Consider the following 17,876-nt stretch of genomic DNA (forward strand, 5'->3'; position numbering starts at 1 on the left):
GGCCGCAGCCGCCGTCCTTGTTTCCACCCTTACGCCGGGGATCGTGGCGGGCTCAAGGCCGCCTTTGGTCACGCACGCTCGAACCCGCGCGCCACCTCCCAATCGGTGATCCGGCGATCATATTCTTCCTGCTCCCACTCCGCAGCGCGGACGTAGTGATCGACCACGTCATCGCCGAAGGCAGCCCTAAGCATCTCCGAGCCCTTCAACGTCTCTGCTGCTGCGCGCAGCGTGCGCGGGATCTCGCGCACGCCCTGTGCGCCATAGGCGTCACCGGTGAAAGCCGGCTCGAGTTCCATCTTCTTCTCGATCCCGTCGATGCCGGCGGCGAGAAGTGCAGCCATGGCGAGATAGGGATTGAGGTCGGAGCCGCCGACGCGGCATTCGACACGGATGCCCTTGGTGCCGTCACCGCACAGACGGTAGCCCGCGGTGCGATTGTCCTTCGACCAGATCGCCTTGGTCGGCGCAAAGGTGCCCGCCATGAAGCGCTTGTAGGAGTTGATGTAGGGCGCGAGGAAATAGGTGATTTCCGAAGCGTGGCTGAGCAATCCGGCCATGTAGTGCTTCATGGTCTCCGACATGCCGTATTGGCCCTTCTCGTCAAAGAAGAGCGGCGTCTTGCCATCGGCGGACCAAAGCGACTGGTGGATATGCGAGGATGAACCGGCGGCATTGTAATGCCACTTGGCGAGGAAGGTGATGGCCTTGCCCTTCGACCAGGCGATTTCCTTGCAGCCATTCTTGATGATGACATGCCGGTCGGCCATCGTCAGCGCATCGGCATAGCGGACATTGATCTCTTCCTGACCGGCAGACGCCTCACCCTTGGAATTCTCGACCGGGATGCCCGCACCCTGCAGACCCTTGCGGATCGCCCGCATCACATCCTCTTCCTTGGTCGTCTGGAAGATGTGGTAATCCTCGTTATAGCCCGAGACCAGCTTCAGGTCGCGATAGCCCGAAAGCCGCGCCTCGTCATAGGTCTGGTCGAAGAGGAAAAATTCAAGTTCTGTCGCCATGAAGGCCTTCATGCCCATGGCTTCGAGCCGGGCGACCTGCTTCTTCAGGATCGCGCGCGGCGAATGCGGGACTTCCGCATGGGTCGCATGGTCGAGCATGTCGCAGAGAACAAGCGCCGTGCCTTCGAGCCAGGGGATCCGACGCAGGGTCGAAAGATCCGGCTTCATCGTATAGTCGCCATAGCCCTTTTCCCAGCTCGTCGCCTTGTAACCGGAGACGGTTTCCATCTCCATGTCGGTGGCGAGCAGATAGTTGCAGCTATGGGTTTCCTTGTAGGCGCTTTCGACGAAATACTCCGCCTGGAAGCGCTTGCCCATCAAACGGCCCTGCATGTCCACCTGACACGCCAGTACCGTGTCGATACGCCCCTCTGCGACGTCCTTTTTCAGATCTTCGAATGTGTAAGTGGTCATCTCGGTGTTCCCAGGGCAGCGATTGGCTCATGCCGTCTTGTTTTGTGGGAGCGACCCGGCCGAAGCCGGATCGCCCATGCGTGATTGATCAGCCGTAACGGTAAGGCTTGCCGGCCTTTTCCATGTCGGCATTGTACTTCTTGAGGATCTCGACGACCTTGCCGGTGCGCTCGGTCTGCTTGGCGACCTCTTCCCAGAAGACATGCGCCGCATCCTCGACCGTCTTCCACTCGGCGTCCGGAATGCTGGTGAGCTCGAGACGGCCACCTTCGGCGCGCAGGCGGGCTTCGCCACCCCAGTACCAGTGCAGACGCTTGTAGTGAGAGCTGTCCATGCACATCTGCCAGAGCGTCTGCAGGTGCGGCGGCACCTCGTTCCAGCGATCGGCATTGGCGAAGAAGGAGCCGCACCAGCCGCCCGAGACATTGTTGGTCAGGAAGTACTTGGTGACGTCGACCCAGCCGGACGTGAAGACCTCGGTGATACCGGACCAGGCGATCGCGTCGATCTCACCGGTCTGCATGGCAACCGGCACGTCTTCGAACGGAATGGTGACCGGCACGACGCCGAACTGCGACAGGAACTGGCCGGCCGTCGGGAAGGTGAAGACGCGCAGGCCCTTCAGATCGTCGAGCTTGGTGATCGGCTTGTTGGTGGCGAAGTTGCACGGGTCCCAGGCGCCAGCCGAGAGCCACTTTACGCCGACTTCCGAATAGGCCTGATCCCAGATTTCAGCGAGACCATATTCGTAGAACAGCGTCGGCACGTCGAGGCTGTAGCGCGATGCGAAGGGGAAGTAGCCACCGAAGACCTTGATGTCGACGGGCGAGTTCATCGAGTCGTCGTCGGACTGGACGGCGTCGATGGTGCCGGCCTGCATGGCGCGGAAGAGTTCGCCGGTGGGGACGAGCTGGTCGGCGGTGAAGAGCTGGATTTCCATCTCGCCATTGGCCGCCTTGTTGAAGGCATCGACCGCCGGACGGACGACGAATTCGGCAAGAGCCGCACCGGCATAGGTCTGCAGGCGCCAGGTGATCTTGGCATTCTGCGCCTTGACATAAGGGGCTGCCAGAACGGCAGGGGTCGCCATGGCGGCGGTTTTCAGGAATGAACGTCTGCTATTGGTCATTTCGTTTCCCTCTGTTCTTCGTTTCTTTTGAAGCCCGCAAGACATCAAATCCGGCGGGTAGTCCTGGTGCCGGGCCCGTTTGCCGGGCCTCTTGTCATTCGAACGCTAGCCTCTGAGATAGATCTGGCTTGGCAGCCAGGTCGCGATCTGCGGGAAGATCATGATGATCACCATGCCGAGCATCATGATCAAGACGAAGGGGATGACCGACCGGTAGATGTCGATCAGGCGGATATCCGGGGGCGCCATCGCCTTCATCAGGAAGAGATTGTAGCCGAAGGGCGGGGTCATGTAGGCGATCTGGCAGGTGATCGTGTAGAGCACGCCGTACCAGATCAGCGCATTGTCGACGCCGAGATCAAGCTTGCCGACAAGCGGGATGTAGAGCGGCGCCACGATGACCAGCATGGCCGTATCGTCGAGAAACGCGCCCATCACCAGGAACGACAGCTGCATCATGATCAGGATCTGCCAGGGCGTCAGTCCGATGTCGTTGACCAGCAGCTTCTCGATCGCCCTCACCGCACCCAGACCGTCGAAGACCGCGCCGAAGCAGAGGGCCGCCAGGATGATCCACATGAACATGCAGGAAATGCCGAGCGTCTGCTCGAGCACCCGGTTCCACACTGCCTTGGTGAGGCGGCCCTTGTACCAGGCGGCGAAGAGCGCACCGAGCGCACCGACGGCGGAGCTTTCCACCAGACTGGTGATGCCCATCAGGAAGAGGCCCATCATCAAGAAGAAGATGAGGAATGGCAGAATGCCGGCCCGCGCGAGCTTGAGCTTCTCGACCATCGGCATGTCGCGCTCTTCCTTGGGAAGCGCGGGGCCAAGCGCCGGGTTCAGCCGGCAGCGGATGATGATGTAGAGGCAGAACATCGTTGCGAGCAGCAGGCCGGGAAAGACCCCGGCAAGCCACAACTGGCTGACCGGCTGGCGCGCGATCATGCCGTAAAGCACGAGAACGACACTCGGCGGGATCAGGATCCCGAGCGAGCTGCCAGCCTGGATGACGCCGGAGACCATGATCTTGTCGTAGCCCCGCCGCAGCAGTTCCGGCAGCGCGATGGACGCGCCGATCGCCATGCCGGCAACCGAAAGCCCGTTCATCGCCGAGATCACCACCATCAGGCCGATCGTGCCGACCGCGAGGCCGCCCGGCATGCCGCCGAACCAGACATGGAAGGCCTTGTAGAGGTCTTCGGCTATGCCCGATTCCGAGAGCATGTAGCCCATGTAGATGAAGAGCGGCAGCGTCAGCAGCGGATACCACTTCATCAGCTTCATGCCAGCCGAAAAGCCCATCTCGAAGCCGCCATTGCCCCAGAGGAGCGCCGCCGCGACAACGCCGACGAAGCCGATGGTCGCAAACACGCGCTGGCCCGTCAGCATCGACAACATCATCGACGAGAACATGAGAAGCGCGATCATTTCGTAGCTCAGGAACTCACTCATGCGATCGGCCTCCCCATCGCGACCGCGAGATCCTTGATGAAGATCGAGGTGGCCTGCAGGAAGGTCAGGATAATGCCGATCACCATGACGATCTTCACGGGCGCCATGTAGGGTGACCATGAGGAGTAGCTGGTTTCACCGTATTCCAGTGCATAGTTCGTGCTCGACACGCCGCCCCAGAGCAGGAAGAAGAGGTAGACGAACAGCATCATGATCGTCACCACGTCGACGAGGGCCTTCGTCCTCGGCGACCAGCGACCGTACAGCAGATCCATGCGCACATGGCTGTCGAGCTGCAGCGAATAGGCGCCGCCCAAAAGGTAGTAGCCGGCCATGACGAACTGCGCCATTTCCAGTGTCCAGTGGGCGGGAAGGAAAAGGCCTTTCGAAATGGACGAATAAAGCAGGATGCCCATCATGACGAAGACGCCATACATGACGATGCGCCCGACGCGGCGATTGAAGGCGTCAATGACGCGCACATAGGTCTGGAGAGCCTGCGGCATCAGCTCACCGCCGCCCCGAACCGCCCGTGCGGTCCTCGTCTTGTTATCTCGTATGCCGGCATCCGTTCCCTCTTTGATATGTGGTTTGCCCAGCGTTTCCGAATAGTTATGCGACCCTTTCGAGCGCTCCTGAAATCAAGTCCGCGAGATAGACGGAGATAGCCTCCACGCCCGCATCGTCACGCACGAGGTCGTTGCGAACCTCGATCATGACATTGGCCAGGCCAAGCGGCAGCGCATGCAGGCGCAGCGTATGCGTCACGCCGTCTTCTGGCCCGTAAGGCGAGTTTCGTTCGACGCGATAGGGACCGCCGACGGTGGCATCCAGCATCGCATCCGCGAGACGGCTGTCGGTGTCGTGGAGAATGCCGATCTCAACCTCCCGCGGCTTGCCGAAATAGACGGGCGTGAAGGTATGGATGGTCACGACGACGGGCTTGCGCCCCTCCCCGGCGATCCTGGAAACCTCGGCCGAAACGCGATCGTGAAACGGAATGTAAAGGGCAGCCGTCCGCGCGTAACGTTCCGCCGGCGCCAGATCCCGGTTCCCGGGGATCTCGTAGATCTCGCTCTTCTCCGGCATGGCGGCAGGCGATTCCGGGGGACGATTGCAGTCGTAGATCAGCCGGGAAAAGCGCTGGTGAACGAGCACCCCGTCCAGCGCAGTTGAGAGGCGGCGGGCGATGGCCAGAGCGCCGGGATCCCAGGCGATGTGGCTGGAAAGCGCATCAGCCGAGAGACCCAGATCTCCGGCAGCCGCCGGCAGCACGGCGGAGGCATGCTCGCAGACAAGCACGATGCCGCTGGCGCCTGCTGCATTCTCCAATGCAACAGCTTCACCATCCGATGCTGTCAGGATCCCCGACCTCAAAAGCATGCTGAAATTCCCCCGGGCTCGTTGGCCCTTGTTCTTTCCGAAGAGAATTCTTCACGGTTAAGCGTCTGTCAATCCACCACTGAAAATTTCTCTTCAAAGGGAGATTGACTCAATTGTGACAGCGAGGCTTAATCCTGAAAAAGCCGGCGACAGATCGGCTTGAGGGGAGTCAATCGGTCCTTGATGAATGCGTCCACGACGGTGTCGGACGTGATCCATGCCCATTTCGATGGGCTGACGCGTGCCGAGCGGCAGCTGGCCGAGAGCCTGCTGCAGAACTACCCGGTCTCCGGATTGGGCAGCATCACGACCGTTGCCGAAAATGCGGGTGTCTCCACGCCGACCGTCGCGCGCATGGTCCAGAAACTCGGATATAAGGGCTATCCGGAATTCCAGGCGCATCTGCATCAGGAGCTCGAGGCGGCGATCTCCAACCCGATCGCCAAGCATGATCGCTGGGCGGCCAATGCGCCGAACCGGCATATCCTGAACCGCTTCGCGGAAGCCGTCATGGCCAATCTGCGCAATTCGTTGGGAGAGCTTCGGACCGCGACTTTCGACGACGCAGCAAGGCTCCTGGGCGATCGCAACCGGAGCCTCTATTTCGTCGGGGGTCGCATCACCGGGGCGCTCGCGGAGTATTTCTTCACCCATATGCAGGTGATCCGACCGCGAACCACGCTGATGTCGTCGAATGCCAGCTCCTGGCCGCAGCACGTCCTCAACATGCAGTCCGGCGACGTTCTCGTGATCTTCGACATCAGGCGCTACGAGGCGGATCTGACGACGCTTGCCGAGGTCGCCCGCGCCAATGGCGTCGAAATCATCGTCTTCACTGACCAGTGGATGTCCCCGGTCGCCAAGCATGCGCGGGACTGCTTCAAGCTCCACATCGAAGCGCCCTCGGCCTGGGACAGCTCCGTCGTCACCCTGTTTGTCGTCGAAGCCTTGATCGAAGCCGTGCAGAGCTCGTCCTGGGACGAGACGCGCGAGCGCATGAACACGCTGGAGGGGCTTTTCGAGCAGGCACGCCTGTTCAGGAGGCCCCGGTGAGACGCATTCCTGGAGATGGAGGGACCAATTCCTGGCGATGGAAACCTGAAGTTCGGACAATATTCGGGCGACCCGCCAACCGTCATATAACGATAACACAGCGCACCTAAGTCAACCGCATCGCTGCCAACCTCAGAGGAGAACCACAGTGAACAATCTTCGCAAGATCCTGTCGATGACGACTGCCATCGTCATGGCAACCTCGGCTGTTGCCGTCGCCGAGCCGAGCGCCGAGCTCATCGAAGCTGCCAAGAAAGAAGGCATGCTGACCACGATCGCCCTGCCCCACGACTGGTGCGGCTACGGCGCCGTCATCGACGCCTTCAAGAAGAAGTACCCGGAAATCACCGTCAACGAACTGAACCCGGACGCCGGTTCGGCCGACGAAGTCGAAGCCATCAAGGCAAACAAGGACAACAAGGGCCCGCAGGCTCCTGACGTCGTCGACGTTGGTCTCGCTTTCGGCCCGCAGATGAAGGCCGAGGGCCTGCTGCAGCCATACAAGGTTTCCACCTGGGACGAAATCCCGGACAACATCAAGGACGCTGAAGGCTACTGGTACGGCGACTACTATGGCGTCATGTCCTTCCTCGTGAACAAGGACCTCGTTGCCAACACGCCGAAGGACTGGGCTGATCTTCAGAAGCCGGAATATGCCGGTCAGGTTGCTCTCGCCGGTGACCCGCGCGCCTCCAACCAGGCTATCCTCGGTGTACTCGCAGCCGGCATGGCATCCGGCGCTGCTGCCGGCAAGGACGCTGGCGAAGCTGGTCTGAAGTACTTCGGCGAACTGAACAAGGCCGGCAACTTCGTTCCGGTCATCGGCAAGTCCGGTACCCTCGCTCAGGGCGCAACCCCGATCGTCGTCATGTGGGACTACAACGCGCTCGCCGCACGTGACACGCTTGCCGGCAACCCGCCGGTTGAAGTCGTCGTTCCCGCATCCGGCGTTCTCGCTGGCGTCTACGTTCAGGGTATCTCGGCCTACGCCCCGCACCCGAACGCTGCCAAGCTGTGGATGGAGCACCTGTATTCCGACGAAGGTCAGCTCGGCTGGCTGAAGGGCTACTGCCACCCGGCCCGCTTCAACGCCATGGTCAAGGCCGGCAAGGTTCCGCAGGACCTGCTCGACGCCCTGCCGCCGGCTGAATCCTATGAGAAGGCCTACTTCCCGACGCTCGAAGAAGTCGACGCCAACAAGGCTGCTGTCGTCGGCGGCTGGGACAGCGTCGTCGGCGCCAACGTCCAGTAAAGTCTGAGCTTGATGTGCCGCCCCGATCTTTCCTAAGGTCGGGGCGGCGCTTGCATTTTAAGAAGATCCGTCGAAACGCGGGCAGAGGGGCAGATCGAATGTCGACAGAGGCGGTGAGTCCGGGCCATCAGGCACGGCCACGAACAAAACTTCCACTTCACTGGCTGGGCGTCGTCCCCTTCGCAGCCTTCGTGTTGCTCTTTCTGATCCTGCCAACCATGAAGATCGTCATCGGCGCTTTCCAGCGGCCGGACGGTTCCTTCACCTTCGACAATGTGCTCGGCCTGTTCACGCCGTCGATCATGGCGGCCTACTGGATTTCCATCAAGATCAGCCTCGCCTCGGCGATCCTCGGATGCCTGATCGGCTTTACCGTTGCCGCTGCCGTCATTCTCGGCGGATTGCCCGCCTGGATCCGCAGCCCGCTTTTGACCTTTTCGGGCGTCGCCTCCAACTTCGCCGGCGTTCCGCTCGCCTTTGCCTTCCTGGCAACCCTCGGCCCGGTCGGCATGCTGACCGTCTTCCTGAAGACCCAGCTCGGCATCGATCTGCGCCTCCTCGGCTTCAACCTCCTCTCCTTCTGGGGGCTGACGATCACCTATCTCTTCTTCCAGATCCCGCTGATGATCCTGATCATCACGCCGGCGATCGACGGCCTGAAGCGCGAATGGCGCGAGGCGGCCTCCATCCTCGGCGCAACGAACTTTCAGTACTGGCGCCTGGTTGCTTTCCCCATCCTCCTGCCCTCGATCCTCGGCACCATCGCGCTCCTCTTCGCAAACGCCTTCGGCGCCGTCGCAACCGCGATCGCATTGACCGGCTCGTCGTTGAATATCGTGCCGATCCTTCTCTTCGCCCAGATCCGCGGCGACGTGCTGGGAGATCCCCATCTCGGCTACGCGCTTGCCTTCGGCATGATCGTCGTCACCGGAATTGCCAATGGCCTCTACATCTGGCTGCGCGCCCGCAGTGAAAGGTGGATGAAATGAAACGTCTCTGGGCTTGGGCCGCGCTGATCTTCGGCCTCCTCTATTTCATCCTGCCGCTCATCGGCATGACCAACTTCTCGCTGAAGATGCGCCGCGGCGAGTATTCCTTCGACGCCTATGCCAAGGTGCTTGCCGATCCGCGTTTCCAGGAAACCTTCAGCTATTCCGTCACCATGGCGCTGATGACGATCGTCTTCGGCGTCCTGCTGATCGTGCCGACCGCCTATTGGGTGCGCCTCAAGATGCCCGGTCTGCGCCCCTATATCGAATTCGTCACCCTGCTGCCGCTTGTGATCCCGGCCATCGTCGTCGTCTTCGGCTATATCAGGCTCTACAACACATCGAGCTGGCTGCCGCTGACCGGCTCGTCCGCCGGCACCAACATGCTGCTGATGTTCGGCTACGCCACGCTCGGACTGCCCTACATGTACCGCGCAGTGGACACAGGCCTCAGGACGATCGATGTGGCAACGCTGACCGAAGCGGCACAGAGCCTCGGCGCCGGCTGGGCCACCATCATTGGCCGCATCATCCTGCCGAATGTCTCGGTCGCCGTCATGTCCGGCGCCTTCGTTACCTTCGCGATTGTGATGGGCGAATTCACCATGGCTGCCCTTTTGAACAAGCCGGCCTTCGGTCCCTACATGCAGCTGCTCGGCGCCAACAGGGCCTATGAGCCCGCGGCACTCGCCGTGATCGCCTTCGGCATCACCTGGGCCTGCCTTGGCCTGATGCAATTGGTTTCCCGCCTCCAGAAAACAGCCCCGCGCCAGGCTTGAGGACTTTCTTTCATGACGTTCCTGACACTCTCCCATCTCAAGAAATCCTTCGGCGCCACGCAGGTCGTGCACGACTTCAACATGGCGATCGACAAGGGCGAATTCATTTCCTTCCTGGGGCCCTCCGGCTGCGGCAAGACCACGGTGCTGCGCATGATCGCCGGCTTCGAGACACCGTCGGGCGGCACCATCGAGATCGATGGCAAGGATCAGACCAGCCTGAAGCCGAACCAGCGCAATATCGGCATGGTCTTCCAGGCCTATGCGCTCTTCCCCAACATGAATGTCTTCGACAACGTCGCCTTCGGCTTGAAGATCGCCGGCATGCCGAAATCCGACATCGAGGCGCGCGTGAAGGAGATGCTGGCCCTCATCCATCTCGAACAGCTGGCTGAGCGTTTTCCCTATCAGCTCTCGGGCGGCCAGCAGCAGCGTGTGGCGCTCGCGCGCGCCCTTGCCCCGAAGCCGCAGGTCCTTCTCCTCGACGAGCCGCTGTCGGCGCTCGATGCCAAGATCCGCGTCTCGCTCCGCGAGGAAATCCGCCAGATCCAGCAGAAGCTCGGCATCACGACGGTCTTCGTGACCCATGACCAGGAAGAGGCGCTGTCGATCTCCGACCGCATCGTCGTCATGAATGCCGGCAAGGCCGACCAGATCGGCACGCCCTTCGAAATCTACAACCGTCCAACAACCCGCTTCGTGGCTTCCTTCGTCGGAACGCTCAACGTCTTGGACGCGATCGTCGCCGATCAGTCCGCCGGCATGGTCCGCATTGGCGATCAGACGCTGGCGATCCGCGAGACAATCCCCGCGTCTAACGGTTCGCCCATCCAGCTTGCCATGCGCCCGGAAGCCGGCTCGCTGGCGGCGGTCGGCGATGCGACCGTTCGTGGCCAGGTGACATCGAGCCAGTTTCTCGGCTCCGTCATCCGCACGCGCATCGCGGTCGACGGCAAGATGCTCTCCTTCGACACCTTCAACGATCCCGGCGTCAAACCGCCTGTCGTTGGCGACACCGTCGGCGTCAAGATCGACCCCGCCGCCTTGATCGTGCTCGCCGACTAAGGCAAACCGGTCTTCAGGATCGATCGGTCAGGATGCCGTCCGACAGGGCGGCATTCTTTGCATTTGGAGGAAGCCCATGCGCGCCATGTATTACGAGCAATTCGGAGCGGCACCCGAGATCAGGACGCTGCCCGATCCGACACCGACCAATGCCGGTGTCGTCATCTCGGTCAAGGCGACCGGCCTTTGCCGCAGCGACTGGCACGGCTGGATGGGCCACGATCCCGATATCAAGCTGCCCCACGTCCCGGGCCATGAATTGGCCGGCACGATCGCCGCTGTCGGCCGCGATGTCCGCCGTTTCAAGGTCGGCGATCGGGTGACCGTTCCCTTCGTTTCCGGCTGCGGCCATTGCATGGAATGTCGCTCCGGCAACCAACAGGTCTGCGAGGAACAGTTCCAGCCCGGCTTCACCCATTGGGGCTCCTTCGCCGAATATGTCGCGATCGACTATGCCGATCAGAATCTGGTGCATCTGCCGGAAGAGATCAGCTATGAGACGGCAGCGAGCCTTGGCTGCCGGTTTGCGACCTCCTTCCGTGCCGTCGTCGACCAGGGCCGCCTGCAGGGCGGCGAGTGGCTGGCGGTCCACGGCTGCGGCGGTGTGGGCCTATCCGCCATCATGATTGGTGCCGCCCTCGGCGCCAATGTGGTGGCCATCGACATTGCCGAGGACAAACTTGAGCTTGCCAAGGCGCTCGGCGCTTCCGTCACCATCGACAGCCGTTCAGTTGCCGATGTCTCGGAAGCGGTGCGCGAGGTCACCGGCGGCGGCGCCCATGTCTCCGTCGACGCGCTCGGCCATCCCCAGACCTGCTGCAACTCGATCCTCAACCTTCGCCGCCGCGGCCGCCATGTGCAGGTCGGGCTGATGCTGGCGGACCATGCGACACCGGCCATCCCCATGGCCCGCGTCATCGCCCACGAGCTCGAGATCTATGGCAGCCATGGCATGCAGTCCTGGCGTTACGACGCCATGCTGCGCATGATCCTGTCGGGCAAACTCTCGCCGGACCGCCTGATCGGTCGGCGCATCACACTGAGCGAAGCCGCCCCGGCCCTCGCCACGATGGACAGTTTCCGCGAAAACGGCATCAGCATCATCGACAGGATGATCTGACGGCCGATGCTGCGGATGTCATCGGGTGGTGTGATAGCGTTAACCCGTTTGTGCTGAAATTCGGCTGCACGAAACCGGCAACGGATTGAGGCAGCCATGGTGAAGCAGACGAAACCACCGGAGATCGACGCAGACGGCTTCATGACGGAGTTCATGCGGCTGAAGCGCGGATCCGTCACCCGTCGGCATTTCCTCGCCGTGACCGGCCTCGGAGCCGCAGCTCTGCTCGTGGGCGGCTCCGGGCGCACCAGCGTCGCAACCTCCGAAGGTTCGCCGCTCGGCAAGAAGGTCTCGCTTGCCACCTGGCCGAACTATCACGATCCCCAGACCTTCGAGGACTTCACCGCCCGTTATGGCGTCGAGGTCGAGATCTCGATCATCGGCTCCAACGAAGGCACCATGAAATCGCTGGAGCGCGGCCGCGCCTGGGACATCATTGTCCCGACACAGTATGCGATCGCGCCCTATGTCCGACGCGACATGCTGGCGCCGCTCGAGCTGCGCCGCATGCCGAACTTCGACCTCAACGCCCATGCCGACCGCTTCATGAAGCCGGGCGTGATGGCGGGGGCAATCTATGCCGTGCCGAAAAATGCCGGCACGACCGGCATCGCCTACAACACGCGAGAACTGAACCCCGTCAAAAGCTGGAGCGACTTCTTCGAGCGCGCCAAGGGCGAAGCCTCGGGCAAAACCATCGTGCATGACTACCAGCTGACGGCGATCGGCAATGCGTTGGTCGCGCTCGGCTACGATTTCAATTCGCTCGATCAGGCCGAACTGGCCAAGGCCTCGGACCTCCTGATGGAGGTCCGGCCGCATCTTTACGCCATCGACAGCGACTATCAGCCGGCGATGCGCACCAGCGACGCCTGGATGACCATGTGCTGGAGCAACGACGCCTCCCAGCTTCATCGCGACGTAGCCGAGATCGCCTATGTCATCGCAGCCGACGGCGGCGAGATCTGGACGGATTATTATGCGATCCCGAAGATCGCTCATAACAAGCCGGCGGCGCACGCCCTGATCAACCACCTTCTCGACCCGGATGTGGCGGCCCGCGAACATCTCGTCCACGGCGGCACGGCGACGGACCGGCGCGTGCGCGCCCTGCTGCCGGACGAGATCCTCGCCAATGAGATCATCTATCCCGACGAGGCCAAGCTCACCCCGCTGGAATTCGGCCTGGCGCTGGTCATGACGGACCCCAACCGCGCCGAGATCATGAACCGTTTTCGCGCCGCCCGCGGCTGACGCAACTCATCCGCCATGCTAGGCAAAGCCCCGGCCGGAACAATCCGGCGCAAGCTTCTTTCACGGGGTATCCATGCCGCAGATTTCGATTATCGACACCATCTCCAATCCCGGCAAGGACATTCGGCCGAATGAGGACCGCCTTGGCTACAACCGCGACGCCGCATTCGTCATCGATGGTGCGACCGGGCTTGGCGACCGCCAGTTCATGGAGGGCTACGGTTCGGACGCCGCCTGGATTGCCGAATTCGCCGCCCTGCGCTTTGCCGAACGCCTCGATCGCAACGCTGATCCGAAGGCTGTTCTGCGGCAGGTCTCGGAGGAAGCCCGCGATGCGTTCGTGGCGGTTGCCGGCGACCAGCCGCGCTACGCCTGGCCGCTCTGCAGCCTCACCGCATTGCAGGCCACACCGGACGGTTTCCGCTGGTTCGGCCTCGGCGACAGCGCGCTGTATATCCTGCATGACGACGGACGTTCCGATTTCGTCATCCCGATCCCCGGCGCCTATGAATGGGAGCAGCATCAAGCCGCGCAGCATATCGCTCGCGTCGGCGGCATCGGTGCAGCCGGCGTTGCCAATGAAGATCCGCAGACGCTCGAAGACCTCCGTCGCGGCCGCGCGAGGCAGAACACGCCCGGTGGCGCGACCTGGACCTTCGGCGTGGTGCCGGAAGCCGCCGATCACCTGGCAATGGTCGACGTGCCCGTCCACGGCGGCGGCGCCACCGCCCTCCTCTGCTCCGATGGCCTGGCCGACCTCATCGCGCTCTACAAGCTCTACGACGCCGCCACGCTGATTCAGCGCGCCGCAACGGCGGGCCTGAGATCCCTGGTCACGGAGTTGCGTCACATGGAGCGGGAGATTGATCCGGATGGGCTGAAATATCCGCGCTGCAAGCAGAGTGACGATACGACGGCGATCCTGCTGAGGCTGGAGGCGTGAAGGCAATTAGGAATCTGCCTCAATGCCTTGTCGCCGAATCTGGAATCGGTTTGTGAAGCAGTTTGAGCGGAAGCTGAGCACACTGATGGGCCCCTCATCCGCCCTTCGGGCACCTTCTCCCCGCTAGCGGGGAGAAGGAGGCGCCGCCGCTGGCCGCAGTCGACCTTCTCCCCGTTCACGGGGAGAAGGTCCCGGCAGGGAGATGAGGGGCAGCTCAGATCGAACCGCCTACTCCGCCGCCTTCGGCACATAGTTCAACACCGGCCCCAGCCAGCGCTCGACCTCGCGCACATCCATGCCCTTGCGCGCCGCATAGTCCTCGACCTGATCCCGCTCGACCTTGGCAACGCCGAAGTAATAGCTGTCGGGATGGCCGATATAGAGGCCTGACACGGACGAACCCGGCCACATGGCATAGCTTTCCGTCAGCGTCACGCCGGTCGCTTCCGTCGCGTCGAGCAGCGAGAACAGCGTCACCTTTTCCGTATGGTCGGGCTGCGCCGGATAACCGGGTGCCGGGCGGATGCCGGCATAGGTTTCCGAGATCAGCTCTTCCGGCGTCAATGCCTCGTCCGGAGCGTAACCCCAGAATTCGCGGCGGACCCGTTCATGCATACACTCCGCAAATGCTTCGGCGAAGCGGTCGGCCAGCGCTTTGACCAGGATCGAGGAATAGTCGTCATTCGCCCGTTCGAAGCGCTCGGCAATCGCCACCTCCTCGATGCCGGCCGTCACCACGAAGCCGCCGATGTAATCCGGCAAGCCGGTTTCGAGCGGCGCCACGAAGTCGCTCAGCGCCACATTGGCTCGTCCATCCCGCTTGGACAACTGCTGCCGCAGCGTGAAGAAGGTCGCGAGTTCATCGCGGCGGCTTTCATCCTTGAACAGGCGGATATCGTCGCCAACGGCATTGGCCGGCCAGAAGCCGATCACGGCGCGGGGGCGGAACCAACTTTCCGCGATGATCTTTTCCAGCATAGCCTGGGCATCGGCATAGAGCTGCCGTGCCGCTTCGCCCTGCTTCTCGTCGTCGAGAATGGCCGGGAAGCGCCCCTTCAGCTCCCAGGTCTGGAAGAAGGGCGTCCAGTCGATATAGCGCGCGAGTTCAGCCAGATCATAGGTCTCGAAGACCTTCGTGCCGGTAAAGCCGGGCCTGGTCGGTTGATAGGCGCTCCAGTCGATCTTGACTGCATTCTCCCGTGCCGAGGCCAGCGGGAGCCGCTGCTTCTCGGCCTCGGCGCGCGCATGCGCTTCTGCCACCTTGGCATATTCGCCCCTGATGCCCTCGACATATGCGTCGTTGCCGTCTTCTGCCAAGAGCGAGGAGACGACGCCGACGGCACGGCTCGCATCCGTGACATAGACCGCCTGCCCCGCCTTGTATTGCGGATGGATTTTCACCGCCGTGTGCACCCGGCTCGTCGTCGCTCCGCCAATCAGCAGCGGAACGGTGAAGCCCTGGCGCTGCATTTCTGAGGCGACATGCACCATCTCGTCGAGCGACGGCGTGATCAGGCCGGAGAGGCCGATGACATCGACATTCTCTTGGCGGGCCACCTCCAGGATCTTGCTGGCCGGGACCATGACGCCGAGATCGATGATCTCGTAATTGTTACAGGCGAGAACAACGCCGACGATGTTCTTGCCGATGTCGTGCACGTCGCCCTTGACGGTCGCCATCAGCACCTTGCCGGCGCTCTGGCGCTGATCGCCGCCGTTCTGCCGCTTCTCCTCCTCCATATAGGGGAGCAACACGGCCACCGCCTGTTTCATCACGCGGGCCGACTTCACCACCTGCGGCAGGAACATCTTGCCAGCGCCGAAGAGGTCACCAACCACGTTCATGCCCGCCATCAGCGGCCCTTCGATAACATGCAGCGGCCGCTCGGCCTTTTGCCGCGCCTCTTCCGTGTCGATCTCGATGAACTCGGTGATGCCGTTGACCAGCGCATGCTCCAGCCGCTTCTCGACCGGCCATTCGCGCCAGCTCATGTCCTGGGTGCGGGTCTTGGCCTCGCCCGTGCCGCGATAACGCTCGGCGATCTCCAGCAACCGCTCGGTGCCGTCGCGGCGTCGGTTCAGCACCACGTCTTCGCAGGCCTCGCGCAGCTCCGGATCGATGCTCTCGTAGACGGCGAGCTGCCCCGCATTGACGATGCCCATATCCATGCCGGCCTGGATGGCATGGTAGAGGAAGACCGCATGCATGGCTTCCCGCACCGGCTCGTTGCCACGGAAGGAGAAGGAGAGGTTCGACACCCCGCCCGAGATATGCACCAGCGGCATTTCCTGCCGGATGGTTCGCGTGGCCTCGACGAAGTCGACACCGTAATTGTCGTGTTCCTCGATGCCGGTGGCGACCGCAAAGATGTTCGGGTCGAAGATGATGTCTTCGGGCGCAAAGCCCGCTTCTTCCGTCAGGATGCGATAGGCGCGGCGGCAGATCTCCACCTTGCGCTCATAGGTGTCGGCCTGGCCCTTCTCGTCGAAGGCCATGACGACGACGGCAGCGCCGTAATTGCGGATCAGCTTGGCCTGGGCGACGAAATTCTCCTCGCCTTCCTTCAGCGAGATCGAGTTCACCACGGCCTTGCCCTGCACGCATTTGAGTCCGGCTTCTATGATCGGGAACTTCGAGCTGTCGATCATGACCGGCACCTTGGCGATGTCAGGCTCGGCGGCAATCAGGTTGAGGAACTCGACCATGGCCTTTTCGGAATCGATCAGGCCCTCGTCCATGTTGATGTCGATGATCTGGGCACCGTTCTCCACCTGGTCGCGCGCGACAACCAAAGCTGCGGAGTAATCGCCCGCCGTGATCAGCTTGCGAAATTTGGCCGAACCCGTGACATTCGTCCGTTCGCCGACGTTGACGAAGGGAATGTCCTTGGTGAGCTCAAAGGGCTCGAGCCCCGAGAGCGACATGAAGGGACGATGTTCGGCGGGCGCTCGAGGCACCCTGCCCCTCACGGCCTCGGCAATGGCGGCGATATGCGCAGGCGTCGACCCGCAGCAGCCGCCGACCACATTGACGATGCCCTCTTCGGCAAATCCGGCGACCAGCTCGGCCATCTCTTCCGGGCTCTGGTCGTAGCGACCGAATTCGTTCGGCAGGCCGGCATTGGGATAGGCCGAGATGAAGGTATCGGCGACACCGGACAATTCCTGCAGATGCGGCCGCATGGCATCCGCCCCGAGCGCGCAATTGAGGCCGACCGCAAAGGGCTTGGCGTGACGAACGGAATTCCAGAAGGCCGTCGGCGTCTGGCCTGATAGCGTACGGCCCGAGAGATCGGTGATCGTGCCGGAGATCATCACCGGCAGGCGGATGCCCTTGGCGAGAAAACGTTCTTCGCAGGCAAAGATTGCCGCCTTGGCATTCAGCGTGTCGAAGATCGTCTCGATCAGGATGAGATCGGCGCCGCCATCGATCAGTCCGTCGATCTGCTCGCCGTAAGCTGCGCGCAGATCATCGAAGGAGACGGCGCGGTAACCGGGATTATTGACGTCGGGCGAGATGGAGGCGGTCCGATTGGTCGGGCCGATGGCACCGGCCACGAAGCGCCGCTTTCCGTCCTCGCGCTCGGCGCGCCAGGCCGCCCGGCGCACGAGTTCGGCGCCATGGCGGTTGAGGTCATAGACCGCCCCTTCCATCTCGTAATCCGCCTGGGCAATGCGGGTCGAGGAGAAAGTGTTGGTTTCGAGAATGTCGGCCCCCGCCATCGCATAGCGGAAATGGATGTCCTCGATGGCGTTGGGTTGGGTCAGGATCAGCAGATCATTATTGCCCTGCTGATGACAGGCGCAGCCGATGAAGCGCTCGCCACGAAAGTCGTCTTCGCTCAGGCCAAGCCCCTGGATCTCGGTCCCCATGGCACCATCCAGGATCAGGATGCGCTCGCGGGCCGCGTCTTGCAGAGCCTTCAGGATCTCCGCCCCGTCCCGATTTGCGCCCTCGCGGCCGAACAGTTGATCGAGCATGCGAACTCTCCTATTGCGTATGCGACATCCGCCAAAT

At 62.2% G+C, this 17,876-nt stretch carries 14 protein-coding genes; 8 read left to right on the forward strand and 6 right to left on the reverse strand.

The window, feature by feature from the left end; all coding sequences use genetic code 11:
* Nucleotides 1-68: 68 nt before the first annotated feature.
* From M1E12_RS10245 to M1E12_RS10265, 5 genes are all read right to left on the reverse strand, one after another.
* Entirely contained in the window at nt 69-1,436 is a 1,368-nt protein-coding gene (locus M1E12_RS10245; protein ID WP_479564623.1) for a glutamine synthetase family protein, read from the reverse strand.
* A gap of 88 nt (nt 1,437-1,524) precedes the next feature.
* A complete protein-coding gene (locus M1E12_RS10250; protein ID WP_113460763.1) occupies nt 1,525-2,565 on the reverse strand; it encodes a TRAP transporter substrate-binding protein in 1,041 nt (346 codons plus the stop codon).
* 105 nt (nt 2,566-2,670) lie between these two features.
* Nucleotides 2,671-4,008 carry a TRAP transporter large permease gene (locus M1E12_RS10255; protein WP_113460888.1) on the reverse strand — a complete coding sequence of 446 codons (1,338 nt, stop codon included), beginning with the start codon at nt 4,006-4,008 and terminating at the stop codon, nt 2,671-2,673.
* Between the two features lie 8 nt (nt 4,009-4,016).
* Nucleotides 4,017-4,526, reverse strand: coding sequence for a TRAP transporter small permease subunit (locus M1E12_RS10260; protein WP_479564624.1), 510 nt, complete (start codon nt 4,524-4,526; stop codon nt 4,017-4,019).
* 106 nt (nt 4,527-4,632) lie between these two features.
* Nucleotides 4,633-5,403 carry an N-formylglutamate amidohydrolase gene (locus M1E12_RS10265; RefSeq protein ID WP_479564625.1) on the reverse strand — a complete coding sequence of 257 codons (771 nt, stop codon included), beginning with the start codon at nt 5,401-5,403 and terminating at the stop codon, nt 4,633-4,635.
* Between the two features lie 183 nt (nt 5,404-5,586).
* On the opposite strand from M1E12_RS10265, the gene M1E12_RS10270 reads away from it, so the two are divergent.
* The 8 genes from M1E12_RS10270 (at nt 5,587) to M1E12_RS10305 (ending at nt 13,858) form a co-directional block, all read left to right on the forward strand.
* Nucleotides 5,587-6,456, forward strand: coding sequence for a MurR/RpiR family transcriptional regulator (locus M1E12_RS10270; RefSeq protein ID WP_374725482.1), 870 nt, complete (start codon nt 5,587-5,589; stop codon nt 6,454-6,456).
* Between the two features lie 175 nt (nt 6,457-6,631).
* Nucleotides 6,632-7,708 (forward strand): ABC transporter substrate-binding protein, encoded by a 1,077-nt coding sequence (locus M1E12_RS10275; RefSeq protein WP_113460887.1) that lies wholly within the window; start codon nt 6,632-6,634, stop codon nt 7,706-7,708.
* A 98-nt stretch (nt 7,709-7,806) separates the two neighbouring features.
* Complete coding sequence (locus tag M1E12_RS10280; protein ID WP_479564626.1) at nt 7,807-8,697, forward strand: ABC transporter permease; 891 nt, start codon at nt 7,807-7,809, stop codon at nt 8,695-8,697.
* A complete protein-coding gene (locus M1E12_RS10285; protein WP_113460758.1) occupies nt 8,694-9,476 on the forward strand; it encodes an ABC transporter permease in 783 nt (260 codons plus the stop codon). Before M1E12_RS10280 ends, M1E12_RS10285 begins: the two co-directional genes overlap by 4 nt.
* Nucleotides 9,477-9,488: 12 nt before the next feature.
* A complete protein-coding gene (locus M1E12_RS10290) occupies nt 9,489-10,541 on the forward strand; it encodes an ABC transporter ATP-binding protein (RefSeq protein WP_479564627.1) in 1,053 nt (350 codons plus the stop codon).
* Between the two features lie 76 nt (nt 10,542-10,617).
* Complete coding sequence (locus M1E12_RS10295; protein WP_479564628.1) at nt 10,618-11,661, forward strand: zinc-dependent alcohol dehydrogenase family protein; 1,044 nt, start codon at nt 10,618-10,620, stop codon at nt 11,659-11,661.
* 96 nt (nt 11,662-11,757) lie between these two features.
* Complete coding sequence (locus tag M1E12_RS10300) at nt 11,758-12,915, forward strand: ABC transporter substrate-binding protein (protein WP_479564629.1); 1,158 nt, start codon at nt 11,758-11,760, stop codon at nt 12,913-12,915.
* Between the two features lie 73 nt (nt 12,916-12,988).
* Nucleotides 12,989-13,858 carry a PP2C family serine/threonine-protein phosphatase gene (locus M1E12_RS10305; RefSeq protein WP_479564630.1) on the forward strand — a complete coding sequence of 290 codons (870 nt, stop codon included), beginning with the start codon at nt 12,989-12,991 and terminating at the stop codon, nt 13,856-13,858.
* A 228-nt stretch (nt 13,859-14,086) separates the two neighbouring features.
* On the opposite strand, the gene metH is transcribed toward M1E12_RS10305, so the two are convergent.
* Nucleotides 14,087-17,839 carry a methionine synthase gene (metH, locus tag M1E12_RS10310; RefSeq protein WP_479564631.1) on the reverse strand — a complete coding sequence of 1,251 codons (3,753 nt, stop codon included), beginning with the start codon at nt 17,837-17,839 and terminating at the stop codon, nt 14,087-14,089.
* Nucleotides 17,840-17,876 lie beyond the last annotated feature (37 nt).

The organism is Rhizobium sp. K33 (genome assembly GCF_056501445.1).